This is a genomic window from Allobosea sp. NPDC055332, assembly GCF_053645455.1.
Window position 1 is genome coordinate 276498 of the sequence record NZ_JBSHMO010000001.1, and the last position, 20858, is coordinate 297355.

General features: G+C 67.4%; 23 protein-coding genes. 6 read left to right on the top strand and 17 right to left on the bottom strand.

The window, feature by feature from the left end:
- Positions 1–15: 15 nt before the first annotated feature.
- A complete protein-coding gene (locus ACWIGM_RS01460; RefSeq protein ID WP_454024149.1) occupies positions 16–381 on the top strand; it encodes a VOC family protein in 366 nt (121 codons plus the stop codon).
- A gap of 58 nt (positions 382–439) precedes the next feature.
- On the opposite strand, the gene ACWIGM_RS01465 is transcribed toward ACWIGM_RS01460, so the two are convergent.
- A complete protein-coding gene (locus ACWIGM_RS01465) occupies positions 440–697 on the bottom strand; it encodes a YjhX family toxin (RefSeq protein ID WP_454024150.1) in 258 nt (85 codons plus the stop codon).
- A gap of 269 nt (positions 698–966) precedes the next feature.
- Between ACWIGM_RS01465 and ACWIGM_RS01470 the strand changes: the two genes are divergently transcribed.
- Positions 967–1755 carry an ATP12 family chaperone protein gene (locus ACWIGM_RS01470; RefSeq protein ID WP_454024151.1) on the top strand — a complete coding sequence of 263 codons (789 nt, stop codon included), beginning with the start codon at positions 967–969 and terminating at the stop codon, positions 1753–1755.
- Positions 1756–1760: 5 nt separating this feature from the next.
- Positions 1761–2150, top strand: coding sequence for a DUF1801 domain-containing protein (locus ACWIGM_RS01475; RefSeq protein WP_454024152.1), 390 nt, complete (start codon positions 1761–1763; stop codon positions 2148–2150).
- Here the strand turns inward: ACWIGM_RS01475 and ACWIGM_RS01480 are convergent, their stop codons facing one another.
- The 4 genes from ACWIGM_RS01480 to ACWIGM_RS01495 are packed head-to-tail and all read right to left on the bottom strand — an operon-like array spanning position 2151 to position 4109.
- On the bottom strand, positions 2151–2756 hold the full coding sequence (locus tag ACWIGM_RS01480) for an ATP-dependent Clp protease proteolytic subunit (protein ID WP_454024153.1): 606 nt from the start codon (positions 2754–2756) through the stop codon (positions 2151–2153).
- A 50-nt stretch (positions 2757–2806) separates the two neighbouring features.
- Positions 2807–3148 carry an SRPBCC family protein gene (locus ACWIGM_RS01485; RefSeq protein ID WP_454024154.1) on the bottom strand — a complete coding sequence of 114 codons (342 nt, stop codon included), beginning with the start codon at positions 3146–3148 and terminating at the stop codon, positions 2807–2809.
- Positions 3145–3456 (bottom strand): ArsR/SmtB family transcription factor, encoded by a 312-nt coding sequence (locus ACWIGM_RS01490; RefSeq protein ID WP_454024155.1) that lies wholly within the window; start codon positions 3454–3456, stop codon positions 3145–3147. Before ACWIGM_RS01490 ends, ACWIGM_RS01485 begins: the two co-directional genes overlap by 4 nt.
- A gap of 56 nt (positions 3457–3512) precedes the next feature.
- Positions 3513–4109, bottom strand: coding sequence for a LysE family translocator (locus tag ACWIGM_RS01495; protein ID WP_454024156.1), 597 nt, complete (start codon positions 4107–4109; stop codon positions 3513–3515).
- A 98-nt stretch (positions 4110–4207) separates the two neighbouring features.
- Here ACWIGM_RS01495 and ACWIGM_RS01500 point away from each other — a divergent pair, with 98 nt between their 5' ends.
- On the top strand, positions 4208–5587 hold the full coding sequence (locus ACWIGM_RS01500) for an aminotransferase-like domain-containing protein (protein WP_454024157.1): 1380 nt from the start codon (positions 4208–4210) through the stop codon (positions 5585–5587).
- Positions 5588–5706: 119 nt separating this feature from the next.
- Positions 5707–7236 carry an acyl-CoA carboxylase subunit beta gene (locus ACWIGM_RS01505; RefSeq protein WP_454024158.1) on the top strand — a complete coding sequence of 510 codons (1530 nt, stop codon included), beginning with the start codon at positions 5707–5709 and terminating at the stop codon, positions 7234–7236.
- A 25-nt stretch (positions 7237–7261) separates the two neighbouring features.
- Here the strand turns inward: ACWIGM_RS01505 and ACWIGM_RS01510 are convergent, their stop codons facing one another.
- Entirely contained in the window at positions 7262–8158 is an 897-nt protein-coding gene (locus ACWIGM_RS01510) for a LysR family transcriptional regulator (RefSeq protein ID WP_454024159.1), read from the bottom strand.
- Positions 8159–8261: 103 nt separating this feature from the next.
- Here ACWIGM_RS01510 and ACWIGM_RS01515 point away from each other — a divergent pair, with 103 nt between their 5' ends.
- Entirely contained in the window at positions 8262–9251 is a 990-nt protein-coding gene (locus ACWIGM_RS01515) for a zinc-dependent alcohol dehydrogenase family protein (RefSeq protein WP_454024160.1), read from the top strand.
- A 7-nt stretch (positions 9252–9258) separates the two neighbouring features.
- Here ACWIGM_RS01515 and fabF read toward each other — a convergent pair whose 3' ends face one another.
- The 11 genes from fabF to ACWIGM_RS01570 form a co-directional block, all read right to left on the bottom strand.
- Positions 9259–10524 (bottom strand): beta-ketoacyl-ACP synthase II, encoded by a 1266-nt coding sequence (gene fabF, locus ACWIGM_RS01520; protein WP_454024161.1) that lies wholly within the window; start codon positions 10522–10524, stop codon positions 9259–9261.
- A 9-nt stretch (positions 10525–10533) separates the two neighbouring features.
- A complete protein-coding gene (locus tag ACWIGM_RS01525; protein ID WP_454024162.1) occupies positions 10534–11040 on the bottom strand; it encodes a winged helix-turn-helix transcriptional regulator in 507 nt (168 codons plus the stop codon).
- A gap of 61 nt (positions 11041–11101) precedes the next feature.
- Positions 11102–12901 carry an SPFH domain-containing protein gene (locus ACWIGM_RS01530; RefSeq protein ID WP_454024163.1) on the bottom strand — a complete coding sequence of 600 codons (1800 nt, stop codon included), beginning with the start codon at positions 12899–12901 and terminating at the stop codon, positions 11102–11104.
- Positions 12902–13014: 113 nt separating this feature from the next.
- On the bottom strand, positions 13015–14157 hold the full coding sequence (locus ACWIGM_RS01535; RefSeq protein ID WP_454024164.1) for an ABC transporter permease: 1143 nt from the start codon (positions 14155–14157) through the stop codon (positions 13015–13017).
- On the bottom strand, positions 14154–15086 hold the full coding sequence (locus ACWIGM_RS01540) for an ABC transporter ATP-binding protein (RefSeq protein WP_454024165.1): 933 nt from the start codon (positions 15084–15086) through the stop codon (positions 14154–14156). The genes ACWIGM_RS01535 and ACWIGM_RS01540 overlap by 4 nt, the downstream gene beginning before the upstream one ends.
- Positions 15083–16039 (bottom strand): HlyD family secretion protein, encoded by a 957-nt coding sequence (locus ACWIGM_RS01545; protein ID WP_454024166.1) that lies wholly within the window; start codon positions 16037–16039, stop codon positions 15083–15085. Before ACWIGM_RS01545 ends, ACWIGM_RS01540 begins: the two co-directional genes overlap by 4 nt.
- Positions 16036–16707: a CerR family C-terminal domain-containing protein gene (locus ACWIGM_RS01550; protein WP_454024167.1), complete on the bottom strand. Its 672-nt coding sequence runs from the start codon at positions 16705–16707 to the stop codon at positions 16036–16038. The genes ACWIGM_RS01545 and ACWIGM_RS01550 overlap by 4 nt, the downstream gene beginning before the upstream one ends.
- A gap of 107 nt (positions 16708–16814) precedes the next feature.
- Positions 16815–17060 carry a hypothetical protein gene (locus tag ACWIGM_RS01555; protein WP_454024168.1) on the bottom strand — a complete coding sequence of 82 codons (246 nt, stop codon included), beginning with the start codon at positions 17058–17060 and terminating at the stop codon, positions 16815–16817.
- Positions 17061–17308: 248 nt separating this feature from the next.
- Entirely contained in the window at positions 17309–18457 is a 1149-nt protein-coding gene (locus ACWIGM_RS01560) for an iron-containing alcohol dehydrogenase (RefSeq protein WP_454024169.1), read from the bottom strand.
- A 32-nt stretch (positions 18458–18489) separates the two neighbouring features.
- Positions 18490–19863 carry a glutamine synthetase family protein gene (locus tag ACWIGM_RS01565; RefSeq protein ID WP_454024170.1) on the bottom strand — a complete coding sequence of 458 codons (1374 nt, stop codon included), beginning with the start codon at positions 19861–19863 and terminating at the stop codon, positions 18490–18492.
- A gap of 214 nt (positions 19864–20077) precedes the next feature.
- Positions 20078–20785, bottom strand: a complete 708-nt coding sequence (locus ACWIGM_RS01570) for a GntR family transcriptional regulator (protein ID WP_454024171.1) — start codon at positions 20783–20785, stop codon at positions 20078–20080.
- Positions 20786–20858: the final 73 nt, after the last annotated feature.

A 20858-nucleotide genomic window follows, 5' to 3' on the forward strand; every position in this document is an offset into this window, starting at 1 on the left:
CGAGGGAGCGAGCCGATGGCCAGCGTCCGCTATTTCGTGATCGAGGTCGATGAAGCCGTGCACTTCTATGTCGACAGGCTCGGCTTCACCCTCAAGCAGCAGTTCGGCCCGGCCATGGCGATCCTCGGGCGTGGCGACCTGACGCTCTGGCTCGCCGGTCCCGGTGCCTCGGCCTCGCGGGCGATGCCCGATGGGGGGAAGCCGATTCCCGGCGGCTGGAACCGCTTCGTGATCGAGGTTGAGAATCTGGCGGAATTCGTGGAGGCCCTGCGCCGCAAGAGCGTGCCCTTCCGCAACGAGATCGTGGTCGGGCCGTGCGGCAAGCAGATCCTGTGCGAAGATCCCTCGGGCAATGTGATCGAATTGTTCGAGCCGGCCTGAGAGCCTCGCGTCCCTGGCCCCAAATGGAAACGGGAGGGCTTTCGCCCTCCCGCCTTGGTCACCGGTTGTCGGCCTGCGCTCGGACGCCGAGGCGTCCGAGCCGTGAGATCCGGTAAGGGCCGCCCTCGCGCGACTCGATCAGCCGTTTTCGCCGGAGCCCGGCGAAGATGGCGAGCGTGCAGTCGCTCAGGACGAAACCCTCATGGGTGAAGCAGTCGATATGGTGGATGCGGCCGTCCTCGCCGCGAAGATGGCGGATCTGTCCGCCACGGGCCAGCACGTGCAGCACGCGCTGCTCGCCCCGCGAAATGTTCATGTTGGTAGAGCCTGTGCATGGAACCATGACAAGCGCCTCGGCGAAAGCCGACCTTATGGTCTGGATCTTTCACCCGGCGCTGGATCAGGTCTCGCCGCAGCGAAACCTCACCGGGTTCCCACAGTCTCCAACATAAAACCCTCTTGGACATCGCGCGGACGCCTCGCGCCCGGGGACGAGGCGTTTAGGCGAGCGCCCGGCTCGCGTCAATGCCGCGCAGCCGCGCGAAGCCGTTTCACGCCCGCCCCCGGATGCGCTATGGACGCGCCATGTCGACCGATGATTTTCTCGCCCGCTTCGGCGCCGCCGGCCAGCGCCAGCCCGATCCCGTCGCCGCCGCCCAGCAGGCGATGCGCAACCCGCTGCCCAAGCGCTTCTACGAGAAGGCGAGCGTGCTCGAACGCGACGGCCTGCTCCATGTCGCGCTAGACGGCCGCACCGCCCGTACCCCGGCCCGCAAGCCGCTCGCCATCGCCTCCCGCACCGTCGCCGAGGCGCTTGCGGCAGAATGGGATGCCCAGGTCGAGCAGATCGACCCGGCCCGCATGCCGCTGACCCGCCTGGTCAATTCGGCACTCGACGGCGTTGCCGAGCAGGATGAGGCCGTCCGCGCCGAGATCGTCCGCTATGCCGGCAGCGATGCGCTCTGCTACCGCGCCGGCGAGCCCGAAGCGCTGGTCGAGCGGCAGGACCAGGTCTGGAACCCGCTGATCGCGACGCTCGAAGACCGCATTGGCGGGCGTTTCGTCATGGCCCAAGGTGTGGTCTTCACCGAGCAGCCGCAGACCGTGCTCGATGCAGTGGCCAGGCGCGTCGCCGCGATCACCTCTCCGGTCGCGCTTGCCGGCGCCCATAACGTCATGACGCTGACCGGCTCGACGATTCTGATGCTGGCGCTGGCCGAAGGCTTGATCGACGCTGAGGCGGCCTGGGTCGCCGCCCATCTCGACGAGGACTACCAGATCGGGATCTGGGGACAGGACGAGGAAGCAGCCGAGCGCCGCGCCATTCGCCGCAAGGAATACGATGCGGCCGTGCTGCTGTTGACGAAAGGCTAGCGGCGATGATCCCGGGCGCGCCCAAGGCCGACAACCCGGAAGAGTACATCACCCAGCTCGATGGCTGGCGGCTGGCGACGGTCGAGGCCCTGCGTGCCGCGGTGAAGGCCGCCGCCCCGCTCGACGAGCGGATCAAGTGGACGCATCTGGTCTATTTCTCGAACGGGCCGGTGTTGCTGATCCGGGCCGAAGCCGAGCGCGTGCTCTTCGGCTTCTGGCGCGGCAAGCGCCTGCGCGGGATCGAGCCTCGCCTGAAGCCCGGCGGCAAGTTCGAGCTCGCGACCATGGTGCTGCGCGAGGGCGATGCGGTCGACGCGAAGGTCGCGACCGAACTGGTTCGCGCCGCAGTCGCGCTCAACCGCGAGATCGGCGACCCGAGCAAGCCGAGCGCCTGATTACGCTTCCGCTGGCGGCTCGGTGAGCACGCGGTCGATCAGCCCCCACTCCTTACCTTCTTCGGCAGTCATGAAGCGGTCGCGATCGAGCGTGCGTTCGACCTCCTCCTCCGTTCGCCCGCAATGCTCGGCATAGAGCCGGATCATCCGACGCTTGGTCTTCTGGATCTCCTCGGCATGGATCAGGATGTCCGAGGCTTGCCCCTGTGCGCCGCCGAGCGGCTGGTGGACATGCAGGCTCGCGTTGGGCAGCGCCGCCCGCTCGCCCGGCTCGCCCGCCATCAGGAGGAAAGAGCCCATCGAGCGGGCCGTTCCCATGCAGAGCGTGTGCACCGGCGAGCGGATGTATTGCATCGTGTCATAGATCGCGAGGCCGCTGGTGACCACGCCGCCCGGCGAATTGATGTAGAAGTGGACCGGCCGCTTCGGGTTCTCGGCTTCCAGGAACAGCAATTGCGCGCAGACCAGCGCGGCGCTGCCATCGTTGACCTCGCCGTTCAGGAAGACGATCCGCTCGCGCAGCAGCCGCGAATAGATGTCGAAGGAACGCTCTCCGCGGGTCGACTGTTCAACGACCATAGGGACGAGCTGCATCGTGCCGTGCATCGACGACCTCCTCAGTACTGCGATGTTGGTGGACTGGCTTGCGAGCCGCGTCAGGCGGCGCGCAGCATCAGCGGCTGGTTGCTGTTTGCAGGCGCCGGCGGCTGGCTCAGCCTCGCATCGGTCAGGCTATGGATGATCCGCAGTTCCGTCCCGCCCTCATTCGGCGCAAGCTGGAAGGTCACCACGCTTTCGAGGAAGGGCGGCTCCTCCTCTCTCAAGCGGTAGCGCACCTCCTCGCCCGGCACGCTGGAAAGCGCCTCGACCTCCGCGGGCAGCCAGCGCTCGCGGAAGGCCGGAATGCTGAGCGCCCGCCAGACCTTTTCGGGCGGCGCATCGAGCTGGTATTCGAAGACGAGCTGCTTCGCCCGATCCTGCGTGTCGCTCTCGCTCATTGGTCCATGTCCCGCAGCAGATCCTTGAGGGCATCGATGCGCGCCGGCCAGTAGGCGCGGTATTTCGCCAGCCATTGCGCGATCAGTGCAAGCCCGTCCGGGTCGACTTCGTAATTGACGAAGCGCCCTTGCCGTTCCTCCCGCACCAGCTTCGCAGTGCGCAGTACGGCGAGATGCTGCGAGATCGCCGGCTGGCTGATCGCCATGCCCTCGCGCAAGGCGCTGGCGTTCATGCCGCCGGACGCGAGCTTCTCGAAGATCGCCCGGCGGGTCGGGTCGGCCAGTGCCTTGAAGATGTCCTGCTCCATATCAGATACATAAGCATACACTTATTTCATTCGCAAGCGGCCGGCGAAAGCGTGTGTCAGCTCACCAGAATGGGATAGAGCGAGGCGGCAAGCAGCAGCGCCATGACGATGTTGAACACGCGCTGACGGGCCGGATCGGCCAGCAGCCCGCGCAGCAGCGTGCCGCCAACGGCCCAGACGGCAATGCAGGGCCCGTTGACCAGGGCGTAGACGATCACGACGATCGCCAGATTGAGAAAATAGCCCTCCGTTGGCGTGTAGGCCGCGACGGCTCCGACCGCCATGATCCAGGCCTTCGGGTTGACCCATTGGAAGGCCGCAGCCGCCGGAAAGCTGAGCGGCGGCGCCGCCTCGGCTCCGGGCTCCATTGGAGCCGAACGGGCGATCTTCCAGGCGAGATAGAGCAGATAGGCGCTGCCGGCATAGCGCAGGACATCGTGCAGGACAGGGATCGCGCTGAACAGGCCCCCTAACCCGAGCCCGGCCGCAAGGACGAGCCCGGAGAAGCCGAGATTGATCCCGAGCAGCAGCGGCAGGCTGGCGCGAAAACCGTGATTGGCGCCGGAGGCCAGCAGCAGCGTGTTGTTCGGCCCGGGCGTGATCGAGGTCACGAAGGCATAGCCGATGAAGGCGAGCAGCAATTGCGGCGTCATGTCCGGTCCAGCGTTGGGAAACGTCGCGCCGGTGATTGTGTATGTGACACTTCTTGCCTAGCCTAAAAAGTGTCCCATGACGCAATTTGTAAGGTGACATGCTTCTCGCTTCGCCCTGGCAGCCTCAGCTCGCGGACGGCAACGGCTCGGCCAGTGAGCGGCTGGTCGAGGCGCTGGCTCGCGATATCGCCGACGGCTCGCTGCCATCGGGCGCGCGCTTGCCGGCCCACCGCCCCCTCGCCTGGCAGCTCGATATCGGTATCGGCACGGTGACCAAGGCCTATGCCCAGCTCGAACGCCGCGGCCTCGTGCGCAGCGTCCGGGGCCGCGGCATGTTCGTCGCGGGCCTGTCGCTGGCGACGAGCCGCACGATCGACCTCAGCATCAACGTGCCGCCGCAGCAGCTGAGCGACCGCCTGCTCGCCGCCAGCCTGTCCGACCTCGCAAGACGGCTCGACGCCGACAGCTTCGGCGCCTATGCCGCACCCGCCGGGCGAGCCGAGCATCGTGCACTGCTGGCCCGCTGGCTCGCGCCGACAGGCCTTGCCGCTGCCCCAGAGCGGCTGCTGATCTGCAACGGCGCCCAGCATGCGCTCGCCATCGCATTCGCGATCACCTGCGGCCCGGACACCGAGCTCCTGACCGAAGCGCTGAGCTATCCCGGCGCGATCGCCCTCGCCCGCCGGCGCGGCTTGCGGCTAACCGGCCTCGCCATCGACGATGAGGGCCTCGTCCCACAGGCGCTCGACAAGGCCTTGCATGAGGCGAAAACGGCTGGTCGGCGCGCCGTGCTCTACATCACGCCGACCCTGCACAACCCGACGACGGCGACGATGGGCGAGGCGCGGCGCCGCGAGATCGCGAAGCTCTGCCGCGCCCATGATGCGGTAATCATCGAGGACGATATCCACGCTGCCCTGGCCGAGCCGGGTACGATCGCGATCGCCGCGATCGCGCCGGAGCGGACGCTGCATGTTTCCGGCCTGTCGAAGGTCCTGAGCCCTGGCCTGCGCATCGGCTCGCTGCTCGTCCCCGAGCCCTGGCTGGAGCCTGCCCTCGCCGAGCTCGCGGCCACCTGCACCATGGCGTCCCTGCTCTCCTGCCTGATCATGGAGCGCTGGCTCAGCGAGGACACCGCCGCTTCGGTCGCGCGCTCGATCCGCGAGGAGGCCGGCCGCCGCGTCGCCATGGCGCGTGCGCTCCTCCCGTCGGGCATCGCCATGAGCTCGGGCAATGGCTTCCATGTCTGGCTACCGATGGCACCTGAGCGGGCGAAGGCCCTGCCCGCCCGCGCCGCCGCCTCCGGCATCCTCCTGCCGGCCCCGGAGGTCTTCCTTGCCGATGCGCAGGCACCGTCCTGGGGCGTGCGGCTCAGTCTCGGCGCCCCGAAGCTCGACAGGCTGCAGGATGCGCTTGTCAGCCTGCGCACCTTGCTTCTCGACGGCGGCACCGCTCCGCAACGCCGGGCGATGCCGTGATCGGCGTGGCAGTGCACAAAACTCCAGCCGCATGCTGCGAAGGCCGCAATGGACTTCGCCCGCAGCGCCGCTTAAGCGGGAAACAAGACCTTTAAAGACCGCGCCCCGGGAGGCTCTTGATGAAGGACATTCTCGAACAGCTCGAAGACCGGCGCGCGGGCGCGCGTCTCGGCGGCGGCGAAAAGCGCATCGAGGCGCAGCACAAGCGCGGCAAGCTCACCGCCCGCGAGCGTATCGAACTCTTGCTCGACAAGGACTCCTTCGAGGAGTTCGACATGTTCGTGCAGCACCGCGCCGTCGACTTCGGCATGGACAAGGCCGAGAAGATCCCCGGCGACGGCGTCGTCACCGGCTGGGGCACGGTCAATGGCCGCACCGTCTTCGTCTTCTCCAAGGACTTCACCGTCTTCGGCGGCTCGCTCTCCGAGACCCACGCCCAGAAGATCATCAAGATCCAGGACATGGCGCTGAAGATGCGCGCGCCGATCGTCGGCCTGTTCGACGCCGGCGGCGCCCGCATCCAGGAGGGCGTCGCGGCGCTCGGCGGCTATGGCGAGGTCTTCAAGCGCAATGTGCAGGCGTCCGGCGTCATCCCGCAGATCTCGGTGATCATGGGTCCCTGCGCCGGCGGCGACGTCTATTCGCCGGCGATGACCGATTTCATCTTCATGGTCCGTGACACCTCCTACATGTTCGTCACCGGCCCCGAGGTGGTGAAGACCGTCACCAACGAGACCGTGACCTCCGAGGAGTTGGGGGGTGCCAAGGTGCACACCTCCAAGTCATCGGTCGCCGACGGCTCCTTCGAGAACGATGTCGAGGCGCTGCTGCAGGTGCGTCGCCTGATCGACTTCCTGCCCGCCAACAATACCGTCGGCGTGCCGGAATGGCCGAGCTTCGATGTGCCCGATCGCGTCGACATGAGCCTCGACACGCTGGTCCCCGACAATCCGAACAAGCCCTACGACATCAAGGAATTGATCCTGAAGGTCGTCGACGAGGGTGACTTCTTCGAGATCCAGCAGGCCTACGCCGGCAACATCGTCACCGGCTTTGCCCGCATCGAGGGCCGCACCGTCGGCATCGTCGCCAACCAGCCGATGGTGCTGGCCGGCGTGCTCGACTCAGACGCCAGCCGCAAGGGCGCGCGCTTCGTGCGCTATTGCGACGCCTTCGAGATCCCGATCGTCACTCTGGTCGACGTTCCCGGCTTCCTGCCCGGCACGGCGCAGGAATATGGCGGCCTGATCAAGCACGGCGCCAAGCTGCTCTTCGCCTACAGTGAATGCACGGTGCCGCTGGTCACGATCATCACGCGCAAAGCCTATGGCGGCGCCTATGACGTGATGGCCTCGAAGCATATCGGCGCCGACGTCAACTACGCCTGGCCGACAGCGCAGATCGCGGTGATGGGCGCCAAGGGCGCGGTCGAGATCATCTTCCGCGGTGGCGATGCCGAGACAATCGCGCGCCAGACCAAGGAATACGAGGACCGCTTCATGAGCCCCTTCGTCGCAGCCGAGCGCGGCTATATCGACGAAGTGATCATGCCGCACTCGACCCGCCGACGGGTTGCGCGGGCCCTCGCCATGCTGCGGACCAAGAGCGTCGAGCGACCCTGGCGCAAGCACGACAATATCCCGCTCTGAGCGGGCATTCGGCGCCGGGGCGGCCTCACGTCAGCCCCGGCAACTCCGCCGCCAGCGCGTCGATCGCGACGCGCACCTTCGGCGGCAGATGCGGCGTTTGCAGCCAGAGCGCGTGGACGTCATAGGGCAGCCGACCCTCCTCCGGCAGCAATTCAACCAGTTCCCCAGCCTTGAGCCGCCCGCGCACCAGCCAGGACGGCAGCCAGGCGAGCCCCATGCCGAGCACGGCCGCGTCGGCGATCGCCTCGAGATTGTCGAGCCGCAGACGATGCTGCGGCATCACCTCCACCGGCGGCCTCCCATCACGCGGGAAAAGCCAGGGACGCACCCCGCCGGAACGGCGATAGATCAGCGCGTCGTGATCGGAGAGCTCGGCGAGCTTTGCCGGCGCTCCATGGGCTGCGAGATAGGACGGCGCAGCGCAGACGATCATGCGCTGGCGCGCGACGCGGCGCGTCACGAGATTGGCCGCATCGTGCAGTTCACCGGTCCGGATGGCGAGGTCGTGCCCGCCCTCAGCCAGGTCGACGAAGCCGTCGCCGAAGGCGAGGTCGAGCTCCAGCTGCGGGTGTCGGCGCGCCAGGTCGAGCAGGATCGGCATGACGCAACACCGGCCGAACAGCACCGGTAGCGCCACTCGCAGCCTGCCACGGGGCTCGCCGAATTGGTCGGCAGCGAGCGCATCCGCCGCCTCGGCTTCGGCGAGGACGCTCCGGCAGCGTTCATAATAGGCGCAGCCGAACTCGGTCAGGCTCTGTCGCCGCGTCGTGCGGTTGAGCAGGCGAACGCCGAGCCGCTCCTCGAGGAAGCGGACATGCTTGCCGACCATCGGCGCAGACAGGCCGAGCGCCGCTGCAGCCGCGGCGAAAGAGCCGAGATCGACCGCCCTGACAAACACGGCCATGCTGGTGAGGCGATCCATCATTCGAAATCATCAGTTCTGATTATCGATCACGGGGCGCAATTTATTGCAGAATGGTGCGCTGCCATAGCTCATTCATTCAATCTGCTTCGGAGTTATGAGCATGGCCCGCACGATCCGATTTCACCGCCATGGCGGCCCCGAGGTCCTGACCATCGAGGATGTCGACATCCCGCCGCTGGGTCCCGGCGAAGTCCGCATCCGGACCAGGGCGCTCGGCCTCAACCGCGCCGAGGCCCTGTTCCGCTCCGGCACCTATATCGAACAGGCGCAGTTTCCCTCCGACATCGGCCTCGAAGCCGCCGGCCTGATCGAGAGCCTCGGCGCCGGCGTCGAGGGCCTTTCACCCGGCGATGCCGTCAGCTTGGTGCCGCCACGCTCGATGGTACGCTGCCCGGTGCATAGCGAGCTCGTCACCGTCCCGGCCGAGCTGGTGATCAAGCACCCGCCGACACTGGGCTGGGAGGCCGCCGCGGCGAGCTGGATGCAATACCTCACCGCCTATGGTGCGCTGATCGACATCGCTCACCTGCGTCAAGGCGAGCATGTGGCGATCACCGCGGCGTCGAGCAGCGTCGGCCTCGCCGCGATCCAGATCGCCAACCGGATCGGCGCGATCCCGATCGCGGTGACGCGGACCTCGCGCAAGGCCCAGGCGCTGCGCGAGGCTGGAGCCGCCCATGTCATCGCCTCGGCCGAGGAGGATCTCGAAGCCAGGCTGAAAGAGATCGCCGGCGAGGACGGCATCAGGGTGGTGTTCGACGCCGTCGGCGGCCCGGCCTTCCTGCCGCTGACCGCTGCGATGGCACGCGGTGGCATCCTGATCAATTATGGCGGCCAGAGCCCGGAGGCGACCCCCTTCCCGCTCTTCAATGTCCTCAGCAAGAGCCTGACGCTGCGGGGCTACCTCGTCCACGAGATCAACGGCGATCCCGCGCGCCTCGCCGCCGCCAAGGCCTTCATTCTCGACGGGCTGGACGACGGCTCACTGAAGCCGATCATCGCCCGCAGCTTCCCGTTCGAGGAGATCGTCGCGGCGCATCGCTATCTCGAATCGAACGAGCAGTTCGGCAAGGTCGTGGTGACGCTCTAGAGGGCGCTCAGGCCCAGCGCCTGAACACCACGCTGGCGTTGACGCCGCCGAAGCCGAAGCCGTTCGAGATGGCGTGCTCCATCGCCAGCGGCCGGGCGGTCTTCGCCACCAGATCGAGCCCGGCCGCATCCTCGTCCGGGTTCTCGAGGTTGAGCGTCGGCGGCGCGATCTGATCACGCAAGGCGAGGATGGTGAAGACCGCCTCCAGCCCGCCGGCCGCGCCGAGCAGGTGGCCGGTCGCCGCCTTGGTCGCGCTGATCGCGATGCCGCCCGTCTCGCCGAACACCGCCTTGATCGCGGCGAGCTCGCCGCGATCGCCGACCGGCGTCGAGGTCGAATGGGCGTTGAGGTGGCGGATATCGCCGGGCTTCAGGCCCGCCTGCTTCAGCGCCGTCTCCATCGCCCGACGCGCCCCAGAGCCATTCTCGGGGCCGGAGGTGATGTGATACGCATCGGCGCTGGTGCCGTAGCCAGTCAGCTCGGCGAGGATCGTTGCGCCGCGCGCCTGCGCATGCTCCAGCGCCTCGATCACCAGGATCCCGGCGCCCTCGCCCATGACGAAGCCGTCGCGGTCGCGGTCGAAGGGGCGCGAGGCCTTCTCCGGCTCGTCGTTGAAGCCGGTCGAAAGCGCCCGCGCTGCGGCAAAGCCGCCGAGCGCGACGAGATCGACACAGGCCTCGCTGCCGCCGCAGAGCGCGATGTCGACTTCGCCGGCCCGGATCATCCGCGCCGCATCGCCGATCGCCTGCACGCCGGCGGCGCAGGCGGTGACAGGCGCGCCGATCGGACCCTTGAAGCCATGGTCGATCGAGACATGGCCGGCAGCGAGATTGACCAGGAAGGACGGCACGGTGAAGGGCGAGAGCCGGCGCACGCCGCGCTGATCGGTGGTCCGCACCGCCTCCGCGATCGCCGGGAAGCCGCCAATGCCCGACGCGATCACCGTCGCAGTGCGCTCGCGCTCGGCCTCGTCTTGCGGCTGCCAGCCGGCCTGGGCCAGCGCTTCCTTGGCGGCGACCAGCGCGAACTGGATGAAGCGGTCCATCTTGCGCTGGTCCTTGGGCGCGATCGCCACGTCCGGATCGAAGCCGCCCTCATTGTCCTCGGCCTTCCCCAGCACGATGCCGGCGACTTTGGCCGGCAGGGTTTCGGCGACAGCATCGGGCAGACGGCGCAGACCCGAGCGGCCGGCGAGCAGGCGCTGCCAGGCGAGCTCGGTGCCACAGCCCAGGGGCGAGACGACGCCCAGTCCGGTGACGACGATACGGCGCATAGCAGGCTCCTAATTCGATCTGGCTTGGGTGGCTGCATGGCGCGCAGCGAGTCGCTCGCGCAGATCGGCACTCGCGCGCGGCCCGGCGATGATGGTGGCGCCTGCCGCGGTGACCGGCTGCAGGGTCGCGGCATCGACGACGATCGGCGTGATCGGCCGCCCCGTCCCGCGTTCGGCCAGCAATAGCGAGGCGCCCTCGGGCGCAAGATGCCGGTTGGCGAAGCCGATCAGCGCCACGACGACCGGAAAGACGTCCCTACCCTTCTCGGTCAGGATGTATTCATAGCGCTTCGGCCGCTCGCTATAGAGCCGCCGCTCGAACAGCCCGCTCTCGGTGAGGTGTTTCAGCCGGCGCGTCAGCATGTTCGGCGCGATGCCGAGGCTGCGTTCGAACTCGTCGAAACGGGTCAGCCCCTGAAGTGCATCGCGCAGGATCAGAAGGCTCCACCACTCGCCGACGGTCTCGACCGCAAGGGCGCAGGGGCATTCGGTGAGAGGAGCGAGCTTGGGCTGCATGACCCGGGCTCGCTATCCCAGTCGCTATCATTTTGCAAGCAACCAATAGGTAGTGCCTGACTCACCGTGTGCCGCTGGCAGTCCTTGCAGGCGCCCCCGCGCCGGTCAGAGCCCCCGACAACAGCGCCGCGGCGCCGGCGAGCCCGTCGCCACCGCCGGTGACGACCGTGTTCGGCACGAGACGACCAACCAGGTTCACCAATTCCGGCTTCTTCTCCAGCGTCGCCAGCACCTTCTCCAGCGCCTGCAGATAGGCGACGCGGTCCTGCCCGAGGACATTGGCCTGGGCGTTCTGGCCCTTGGCGAGCTCTTCCAGATAGCCACGCTCGGCCTGGCCAAGCAGCTGGCGCTCCTTCTGGCGCTGCTCGGCGACCTGGACACCGATTTGCGCAGCAACGAATTCGCGCTGCTGATCGGCGCGGGCGCGAGCCGCCTCGGTGTCTAAGCGGACTTTCTGCGCCTCGGTCTCGCGCGAGTAGGCGCGCGAAAGCTGCTCGGCGAGCTGTTCGCGCAGGCGCGAAACCAGCAGTTCCGGCGGGATCGACGGCTCGCCCATCCGGACCTCCTTGATCTCGATCCCGGCCTTGCGGCCCTCGATCCTGATCTGCTGCTCGATCGTGCTTTCGAGCGCGTCGCGATTGTCGATCAGGTCGAGCACGCGGGTCGGCCGGGTCTGGAACTGCCCCGGCGCGAGTTCGCCGGCAGCGTTGCGGACCGGCACCCGGATCGAGGATCCCGCGACATTGCGGACGATCGAGCGAATCGTCGGCGTCAGGATGCGATCCTCGATCTGTTCGAGACCGCCGACGCCGCCGACCACGACCGGGGCGTTCTCCGGCGGCACCTGCACGACGACGCGCAGTTCGACCGGGATGTCCCAGCCCTCGATCTTGACGAAGATCGCCTGATCGGCCGCCTCCTTCGGCGTCGGCTGCTCGACGAAGCGCTCGACCTGGCGGATGCGGCCCTGGTCGTCCACTGCGAGGTCGATGATGCGCTTGCGGAAGCCGCCGCGATATTCCCAGGTCTGCACGCGGGTATCGACCTGCGTCATCTCATAGGCCTGATGGTTGAGATAATAGGCGCCCGGCAGGAGCACAGTCCGCCAGATACCGACGCAGCCCGAAGGCACGACCGGCACGACGATCGCGTCGGAGGTATCGGCCGTCTGCACCTTCTCCTCACGGCAGGCGACGCCCGGCGCCGCGACGTTCGACTTGATCACTCCGACGAAGCCGGCCGGCACGATGCTGGCAATGGTGCGGTTGTTGATCTCGACATCGAAGAGATAGCGGTTGAGCCGATAGACGCCGGGCTTCAGCACCGTCTCCTGCGCGCCGCGCAGGCCACCGGAGGTCAGGAAGGTGCGCGCGTCGAGCATACCGGCGACCTTGTCGTCGGGAATTGCTGGCGCCATGAACACGCCGGACGGCAACGCGACTCCGTCCTTGGCGACGAGCCGACCATAGCTGCCATTCGGCACGGTCACGAGCTCGAGCTGCTCGACCTGGTTGAGCACGTTGACGAAGGGGATGAAGTGGAAGCCGGGACCGAGCACCTCGGCCTGTGGCCCCTTCTGCCCGTCGATCGCGATGATCTTGCCGGTCGGCAGATCCGAGCCGCCATAGATGCGCCTGAGATGCCCCGTCTCGTTCGGCCCGACCACGACATAGGAGGTCGAGGCGAACAGGAAGACCGCGACCAGCACGGAGGCGATTGCGGCGAAGTTGAAGCCGGTTCGGCGCTTCAGCGCCTGCCCCTCTCTTTCGGCGATGACGGCGTTGGGATCGCCGCGCCGCGCGAGAAAAGCGAAGACAACGGCAAGCAAGACGGCCAGAAGCGTGAGGATCAGGATCAGCATGGACGCGATCGACTTCCTAGCGACGGGATCGGCAGGGGATCGCCGCCCTGACGCTTAGTCAAGCGGATTCGCGTGCTTAGCCGGCGCATCCCAAGACGCCCGATCCGGCGCAGTTAATCCAGTGTGCTCCTGAAGCGCATCAATGCGATGCCGGCATAGATCGGCACGAAGATGGTGAGATAGAACACCTCGAGGCCGATATCGCCGAGATCGGCCCCTTTCAGCATGATTGCCCGCACCACCCGCAGGAAATGCGTCAGCGGGAAAATCTCGCCGAGCCACTGCGCCCAGAGCGGCATGCCGGCATAGGGGAACATGAAGCCCGACAGCAGCAGCGAGGGCAGGAAGAAGAAGAAGGTGAGCTGCATCGCCTGGAGCTGCGTGCGCGCCATGGTCGAGATCGTGTAGCCGAGCAGCACAAGCGCCAGCACGAAGATGGTGACACAGGTCAGCAGCAGGCCGAGGCTGCCGAGGAAGGGCACGCCGAAGAGCAGCTTCGCCGCCGAGAGCACCACCGCGACCTGGACGCTGCCGACTGCAAGATAGGGCAGCACCTTGCCGAGCATGATCTCGCCCGGCGTCGCCGGCATGGCGAGCAGGTTCTCCATGGTGCCGCGCTCGATCTCGCGGGTCAGCGCCATCGCCGTCATCATCACCATGGTCATCTGCAGGATGACGCCGAGCAGGCCGGGCACGATGTTGTACTGGGTGATGCCCTCCGGATTGTAGCGCCGGTGTATGACGAAGGAGAGCGCGCTCTCGCTCTGCTCGCGCTTCAGTTCATCCGTACCGAGCGCCCGCGTCAGCGCCCGGCTGGCGATGGTCTGCAGCGCGCCGACCGCATTGCTCGACGCCGCCGGGTCGGTCGCATCGGCCTCGACCAGGATGCGCGGCTCGTCGCCGCGCTCGACCCGCATGCCGAAATCGCTGGGAATGGTGACGAGGAAGGAGATCGCGCCGCGCGCCATCAGGCTCTCGGCCTCGGCCGCGCTCTCCGGCCGCTTGCCGAAGCGGTAATAGCCGGAGACTTCGAGCGCCGCGACGACGGAGCGGGTATAGCGATCCTGGCCCAGTGCAAGAACCGCCGCCGGCAAGCCCTTGGGATCATTGTTGATCGCATAGCCGAACAGGAGGAGCTGGACGATCGGCACCACCAGCATCATCGCGAAGGTGATGCGGTCGCGCCGCATCTGCACGAACTCCTTGGCCAGCACCGCACCGAGCCGGCCGGGCGAGAACAGGGCAAGCGCGCTCATGCCGCTCTCCCTTCGGCCTGGGCCTTCGCCATGAACTGGATAAAGACATCCTCCAGGCTGGTCGCATCCGGCTCGACACGGATGCCCGGGCGATCCTTGAGATGCGCCAGCGCCCGTTCGAGCTTGGCCTTGTCGGTGCCGACGACATGAAGCGTCGTCCCGAACGGCGCGACCTGCTCGACACCATCGGTCTTCGCCAGCTCGGCGATCTCCGCCGGTTTCAGCGCGCCGTGGACGACATAGGTCGAGAGGCCCGAGCCCTTCACCACCTCGTCGACCGTGCCGGTCGCCAGCATCCTGCCATAGGCGATGTAGCCGATGCGGTGGCAGCGCTCGGCCTCGTCCATGTAATGGGTCGAGACCAGCACGGTCAGCCCGTCCCCGGCAAGCCGGTGGATCTCGTCCCAGAATTCACGCCGCGCCTTGGGATCGACGCCGGCCGTCGGCTCGTCGAGCAAGAGCAGCTTCGGCTGGTGCATGATGCAGGCGGCGAGCGCGAGGCGCTGCTTCCAGCCGCCCGAGAGCGTGCCGGCGAGCTGGTCCTTGCGCGAGGTCAGGCCGAGATTGTCGAGCGTCCGGGCAACGGCGTCCTCGACCGGCTTCAGGGCGTAGAGGCGGGCGACGAAGGTCAGGTTCTCCTCGATCGTCAGGTCCTCGTAGAAGGAGAACTTCTGGGTCATGTAGCCGACCTGGAGCTTGATCTCGGCGCTCTGGGTGCGGACATCCAGCCCCAGCACCGTGCCCTCGCCAGCATCGGGGGTGAGCAGGCCGCAGATCAGCCGGATCGTCGTGGTCTTGCCGGAGCCGTTCGGCCCGAGAAAGCCAACGATCTCGCCTTCCCTGACGGCGAGGTCGACATTGTCGACCACGGTGCGCTTGCCGAAGCGCTTGGTCAGGCCGCGCACATCGATGACGTTGCGCTCGCTCACCGCCGCCCCCGCAGCATCACATCGACGATCTGGCCGGGCTGGAGCCGCGTCGAGGGGTCGCCTTCCGGCCGGGCCTCGACGAGATAGACCAGCTTCTGGCGGGTCTCGGCCGAATAGATCACCGGCGGGGTGAATTCCGGCTCCTGCGAAACATAGGAGACCGTCGCGGCCATCCCCTGCGGGCAGCCGGAGCAGCGCACATCGAGCCGCGTGCCGACGGTGGTGCCGAAGAGCAGCGCCTCCGGCACATAGAGCATCAGCTTGACCGCACCATCGGGCAGGATCGTCAGCGCCGGCGCCGACGGCCCGGCGAGCTCGCCGGGATGGCGGATCAGGTCGGTGACGATGCCGGCGGCCGGCGCCATCAGCTTGCGCTGGCCGAGCCGCCATTTCGCCTGGTCGAGTGCAGCCTGCGCCTGCGCCACCTGGTTGCGCGCCGCCTTGATCTCCTCCTCGCGCGCCGCCAGCCGGGCGACGTTCAGATTGGCGACGGTCTCGCGCACCCGCGACGCGGCGACATCGCGCGCCGTCTGGGCCTGGTCGAGGTCGGCCTGGGTCGAGACGCCGCGGCGGAAGAGATCCTGCCGGCGCTCCAGCGCCCGCTCCGATTCGCGCTCCTGCGCCTTGGCCGAGGCGGCGACCGCCTCGATCACCGCGATCTCCTCCGGCCGCTTGCCGCTAAGCAGGTTGGCGAGCTGCGCCTGCGCCTGCACCAGCCGCGCCTCGCTTTCGGCGACGGCATTGCGGGCATCGTCGGCCTGGAGTTCGGCGAGCAGTGCTCCGGGCGCGACACGCTCGCCGCGCCGGACCGAGACGGTCTCGATCCGAGCCGTGTCGATCGGCCCGAGCCGGACATATTCGCCCTCGACATAGCCGACGACACGGGTGGTCGGCGGCGCGCAGACGCCGAGCGAGGCGGCGATGGCGAAGGAGCAGATGAAATCGAGGATCATGACGCCTCTCCCCTGCAGGCGAGGATGCTGGCGCGGACCGAGCGCCTGACGGTTTCGCTGATGGCGCGCGCCTCTTCCGGGCCGATCCCGTCCCAGCCCAGGCGGCGCGTGACCGCCGGCCGCGCGATGCGGAAATAGAAGACCTGGCCGATCGCCGCGAAGACGGCGAGCTTCGTCGCCGGCGCTTCCGGCGCCATGCCGGTCGCCGCAGCCCAGACCTGGCAGACCCGGCGATGGACCGGCTCGAACAGCCCGCCATAAATCGCCTCGAAGGCCGGGCTCGGCGTCAGCATCTCGCGCACGACGAAGCGGGCGACGATCTCGCTTTCCGGCACCGTCGTCAGGAAGGCGACGACCCGGTCGATCAGCGCGAGCAGCTGCTCGGTGGCCATGTCACGATCGGCAGCCTGAAGCGACATCGCGACCGCGGGCGCGCCGCCCGCCAGCACGGCCTGCATCCGGGCGATGATCGCCTCGGCGCAGGCCTGCCTCAGCCCGTCCTTGCCACCGAAATGATAGGCGATGCCGGCGCTGTTGACCTTAGCCGCCTGGGCGATCTCGCGTGTCGAGGTCGCATCGAAGCCGTTGCGGCCGAACAGGTCGAGCCCGGCGCGGATCAGCGCCTGCCGCGTGCCCTCGGCATCCTTGAGGATGGATGTGCGTGCCATGGCGGGAGCATAGCACCGACGCTTGTTTCAATCAATCGATTGATTGAAACAAGCGTCTTCACTGAGCCGAGTTGTCATGCCTCCCCTGCCGAAGAGCCCTTTTCGTCTCAGCGACGGCCGCTTGAAACCCGGCCGTGATGCCCGCTGGACAAGAACTGCATGAAGGCCGGCGGAATCTCGATATAGCCGAGAGCTTCCTGGCGGATATCAAAGTCCGCGATAGCCTCGGTCAGCATCTCGAATTCCCGCTCGCCGTCAGAGCCCCTGGAGGATGAGATCAGCTGTGCAGCTCGCAGGACAGCAGCTTTCCGCTGTTCATAAGACGAGATCGCTACGGCGTCGGCGTTGGGCATGACACCACCTCATCGCTACGCAACTCACATCCGCCATGCTAGCGACCCGACTGCTGGAATACGAGTCGCTTGTAGGCGATTGCCCGGTATCCGGCCCCGAACGCCTGAAATGGAGTTGGCGAACCGCCCGCGTTCGGAGACATGGGCCGTCGTACCGCGCCATTTGCCGACATTCGCCGGGAGCCGAAAAGCGGACACCGGAAGCTTCCGTTTCGCTGTCGGCGGCAGGCACGAGCTCCTACTTGGCCTTATCCCGTGGCCTGCCGGAACAGGACGTCGGCGGCCTCCTCGGTGAGCGGCACGGGATTGCCCCCGGCGGTCGGATCGACGATCGCCATCTTCGCCAGCCTGCCATAGTCGAGCCCGGTCACGCCGAAGGCTTTGAGCGTATCGGGCACGCCGAGCTCGCGGCGCAGCGCGACGATCCAGTCGAAGAAGGCATCGAAGCTCGGCTCCAGCCCGAGATAGGCGGCAAGGCGCGCGATCTTGTCCTCGATCGTCGGGCGGTTGAAGGCCAGGACATAGGGCATGAACACGGCATTGGTCATGCCGTGATGGGTGTGGTGCACCGAGCCGATCGGATGCGACAGCGCATGGATGGCGCCGAGCCCCTTCTGGAACGCGGTCGCGCCCATGGCGGCGGCGGCCATCATCTGGGCCCGCGCCTCGAGGTCGGCGCCGTCGGCGACCGCGCGCGGCAGGAAGACCTTGCAGAGCCGGATGCCTTCGAGCGCGATCCCCTCCGCCAACGGGTGGAAGCCCGGCGCGCAATAGGCTTCGAGGCAATGCGCCAGCGCATCCATGCCGGCGCCGACCGTAACCTTCGCCGGCAAGCCGATGGTGAGCTCAGGGTCGCAGATCACGATCTGCGGCATCATCCTGGGGTGGAAGATCACCTTCTTGGTCTGCGTCGTCTCGTCGGTGATCACTCCGGCGCGGCCGACCTCGGAGCCGGTGCCGGCCGTGGTCGGGACGGCGATGATCGGGGCGATGCCGGCCGGATCGGCGCGCGTCCACCAATCACCGATATCCTCGAAATCCCACATCGGCCGGCTCTGCCCGGCCATGAACGCGACGACCTTGCCGCAATCGAGCGCCGAGCCGCCACCGAAGGCGATGACACCGTCGCTGCCGCTGGCGCGGAAAACGCCGAGGCCATCCTCGACATTCGCCGCAACGGGATTGGCCTGGACACGGTCGAACAGCGTGACCTTGAGCCCGTCGGCGCTCAGACGGGCCATAGCGTCCTTGATCATCGGCAGGCCGGACAGGCCGGAATCGGTGACGAGCAGCGGGCTTTTCATGCCGGCGGCGCGGCAGGCTTGCGCGAGCTCGCTGATCCGCCCGGGCCCGAAGCGGACCGCGGTGGGGTAGTTCCAGTTGGCCGTCAGTGTCACGGGTCGCTTCTTTCGGAAAGCGGTGGACTGTCTCAGTAGCGTTCGAAGCCGCGTTTCAATTCCCAGTCGGTGATGCGGCGGTCGTATTCGAGCTGCTCCCAGCGCGCGGCGTGGACGTAGTGGTCGACCACATCATCACCGAGCGCAGCCCGCAGCATCGCCGAGCTGTCGAGGGTCTCAGTCGCCTCGCGCAGCGTGTTGGGGATCTGGCGCAGCTCCGCCCCGCCATAGGCGTCGCCGACGAAGGCTGGCTCCAGTTCGAGCTTCTGCTCGATGCCGGAGAGGCCGGCGGCGATCAGCGCCGCAAAGGCAAGATACGGATTCAGATCGGAGCCGCCGATCCGGCACTCGATGCGGACGCCCTTCGTGCCGGCGCCGCAGAGCCGGAAGCCGGCGGTGCGGTTGTCGTCGCTCCAGACCGCACGCGTCGGCGCGAAGGTGCCGACCTGCTGGAAGCGCTTGTAGGAGTTGATGTAGGGCGCGAGGAAATAGGTGATCTCGCGGGCATGGGTGAGCTGCCCTGCCACATACTGGCGCATCAGCTCCGACATGCCGTGCTCGCCATTCGGGTCGGCGAAGAGCGAGGTCTCCCCCTGCGCGTCCCAGAGTGAGGCGTGGACATGGCTCGAGGAGCCGGCGAGGTCGTAGCGCCATTTCGACATGAAGGTGACGGCCTTGCCCTGGGCATGGGCGATCTCCTTGATGCCGTTCTTGATCAGCACATGGCGGTCGGCCATGTCGAGGGCGTCGGCATAGCGCACATTGATCTCGGCCTGGCCCGGCCCCCATTCGCCCTTGGAGTTCTCGACCGGAATGCCGCTCTCGTGCAGCCCGTTGCGGATCGCCCGCATCACCGGCTCTTCCTTGGTGGTCTGGAAGATGTGGTAGTCCTCGATGTAGTAGCCGGCCGTCTTCGGCTCGCGGTAGCCCTTGGCGTGGATCGCCTCATAGCTCTCGTCGAACAGGTAGAATTCGAGCTCGGTGGCGAAATAGGCCTTCATGCCCAGCGCCTGGAGGCGCGCCAGCTGCCTCTTCAGCAGGCCGCGCGGCGCATGCGGCACGTCCTCATGGCTGTGATGGTCGAGGACATCGGCGATGACGAGCGCGGTGCCGGGCAGCCAGGCGATGCGCCTCAGCGTCGCCATGTCCGGCTTCAGCACGAAATCGCCATAGCCCTTCGACCAGTTGGCGGCCGCGTAGCCAGGGACCGGCTCCATGTCGATGTCGTTGGCCAGCAGGTAGTTGCAGGCATGGGTCTCGTCATGGGCCGTCGCGACGAAATGCTCGGCATGGAAGCGCTTGCCGATCAACTGCCCGGCCATGTCGACCATGGCGACGATGACGGTGTCGATCTCCCCGGCCGCCGCTGCGGTCTTCAGGGCCTCGAAGGAGAAGGCGTCCGGCATCGAGGCTCCGTGAGGGCTGGAGTGATGGGCGGGTGTCGAGCACGTAAGAGAACCCGCCCGAGCCTATTCCTGCAACTGCCCTGCCATGGGCCGGAAGACCACGCTCCGGAAAGCGTTGGCCACGAGGCAGGCGCGATGGCGCCTCATGGCGTCGTCGAATGAGCGGAGCTGGCCCGCCTTCCAGCGATGACACCGCCGCCCGCTTTGTGGCCGCTCAAAGCTGGCGAAGGCCGATATGCTCGATCAGGGGGACGATCTCGTCGCGGGCCGCGACACGATGTGCGCGGGCACGGCGATGCGCCTCCCCCGCGTCGCCGGCCAACACCGCCGCGATGATCAGGCGATGCGCCTGCGCCGAGTTCGCCGGCCGCGCCCGCAGCTTCAGCGTCAGCATGCGCGCGCGATGGGCCTGATCCGTCACCGTCTGGGCGATGCGGCGCAGGCGGCCATTGCCGCAGCGCTCGACCAGCAGGCGATGGAAGAGCTCGTCGGCCTCGGCCCAGCCCGGCAGATCGTCGCGCGCCAGCGCCTCGTCCATCGCCGCGCTCGCCACCTCCAGCTCATCGGCAGCGGTCAGGCGCGCCGCATCGGGCAAAGCCGCCAGCAGCTCGGCCGCCATCGATTCGACGGCAATGACGACCTCGTAGATCTCGCGGATATCCTGTGGCGCCAGCGGGCAGATCAGCACGCCGCGCTTGGAGAGGACGCGGACAAGTCCGTCCTCCTGCAGCCGGATGATCGCCTCGTGCACCGGCGTGCGGCTCATGCCGAGCCGGACCGCGATCTCCTGCTCCGAGCCCTGATAGCCTGGAGGGAAGTCGTTCTCGCGGATCGCCTGCTTCAGCGCGGCATAGGCTTCGTCGACCAGCGAGCCACGCTTGGCCCCAGCCTCGAAAATTTCGACACGCGCCAGTTCGACCATGGCTCCTCCACGGCCGATTGAGCACAAAAGATTGTTTCCATGCAAGCAAGAATGGAAGCTTGACAGCGCACGC

Excerpts from the sequence above, each read along its gene's own strand:
- ACWIGM_RS01515 (WP_454024160.1), top strand. The coding sequence starts at position 8,262 with ATGGCCCGCACGATCCGATTTCACCGCCATGGCGGCCCCGAGGTCCTG.
- fabF (WP_454024161.1), bottom strand. The coding sequence starts at position 10,524 with ATGCGCCGTATCGTCGTCACCGGACTGGGCGTCGTCTCGCCCCTGGGC.
- ACWIGM_RS01475 (WP_454024152.1), top strand. The coding sequence starts at position 1,761 with ATGATCCCGGGCGCGCCCAAGGCCGACAACCCGGAAGAGTACATCACC.
- ACWIGM_RS01505 (WP_454024158.1), top strand. The coding sequence starts at position 5,707 with ATGAAGGACATTCTCGAACAGCTCGAAGACCGGCGCGCGGGCGCGCGT.
- ACWIGM_RS01510 (WP_454024159.1), bottom strand. The coding sequence starts at position 8,158 with ATGGATCGCCTCACCAGCATGGCCGTGTTTGTCAGGGCGGTCGATCTC.
- ACWIGM_RS01525 (WP_454024162.1), bottom strand. The coding sequence starts at position 11,040 with ATGCAGCCCAAGCTCGCTCCTCTCACCGAATGCCCCTGCGCCCTTGCG.
- ACWIGM_RS01470 (WP_454024151.1), top strand. The coding sequence starts at position 967 with ATGTCGACCGATGATTTTCTCGCCCGCTTCGGCGCCGCCGGCCAGCGC.
- ACWIGM_RS01550 (WP_454024167.1), bottom strand. The coding sequence starts at position 16,707 with ATGGCACGCACATCCATCCTCAAGGATGCCGAGGGCACGCGGCAGGCG.
- ACWIGM_RS01500 (WP_454024157.1), top strand. The coding sequence starts at position 4,208 with ATGCTTCTCGCTTCGCCCTGGCAGCCTCAGCTCGCGGACGGCAACGGC.
- ACWIGM_RS01495 (WP_454024156.1), bottom strand. The coding sequence starts at position 4,109 with ATGACGCCGCAATTGCTGCTCGCCTTCATCGGCTATGCCTTCGTGACC.
- ACWIGM_RS01555 (WP_454024168.1), bottom strand. The coding sequence starts at position 17,060 with ATGCCCAACGCCGACGCCGTAGCGATCTCGTCTTATGAACAGCGGAAA.
- ACWIGM_RS01535 (WP_454024164.1), bottom strand. The coding sequence starts at position 14,157 with ATGAGCGCGCTTGCCCTGTTCTCGCCCGGCCGGCTCGGTGCGGTGCTG.
- ACWIGM_RS01465 (WP_454024150.1), bottom strand. The coding sequence starts at position 697 with ATGAACATTTCGCGGGGCGAGCAGCGCGTGCTGCACGTGCTGGCCCGT.
- ACWIGM_RS01460 (WP_454024149.1), top strand. The coding sequence starts at position 16 with ATGGCCAGCGTCCGCTATTTCGTGATCGAGGTCGATGAAGCCGTGCAC.
- ACWIGM_RS01485 (WP_454024154.1), bottom strand. The coding sequence starts at position 3,148 with ATGAGCGAGAGCGACACGCAGGATCGGGCGAAGCAGCTCGTCTTCGAA.
- ACWIGM_RS01565 (WP_454024170.1), bottom strand. The coding sequence starts at position 19,863 with ATGCCGGACGCCTTCTCCTTCGAGGCCCTGAAGACCGCAGCGGCGGCC.
- ACWIGM_RS01570 (WP_454024171.1), bottom strand. The coding sequence starts at position 20,785 with ATGGTCGAACTGGCGCGTGTCGAAATTTTCGAGGCTGGGGCCAAGCGT.
- ACWIGM_RS01480 (WP_454024153.1), bottom strand. The coding sequence starts at position 2,756 with ATGCACGGCACGATGCAGCTCGTCCCTATGGTCGTTGAACAGTCGACC.
- ACWIGM_RS01530 (WP_454024163.1), bottom strand. The coding sequence starts at position 12,901 with ATGCTGATCCTGATCCTCACGCTTCTGGCCGTCTTGCTTGCCGTTGTC.
- ACWIGM_RS01545 (WP_454024166.1), bottom strand. The coding sequence starts at position 16,039 with ATGATCCTCGATTTCATCTGCTCCTTCGCCATCGCCGCCTCGCTCGGC.
- ACWIGM_RS01490 (WP_454024155.1), bottom strand. The coding sequence starts at position 3,456 with ATGGAGCAGGACATCTTCAAGGCACTGGCCGACCCGACCCGCCGGGCG.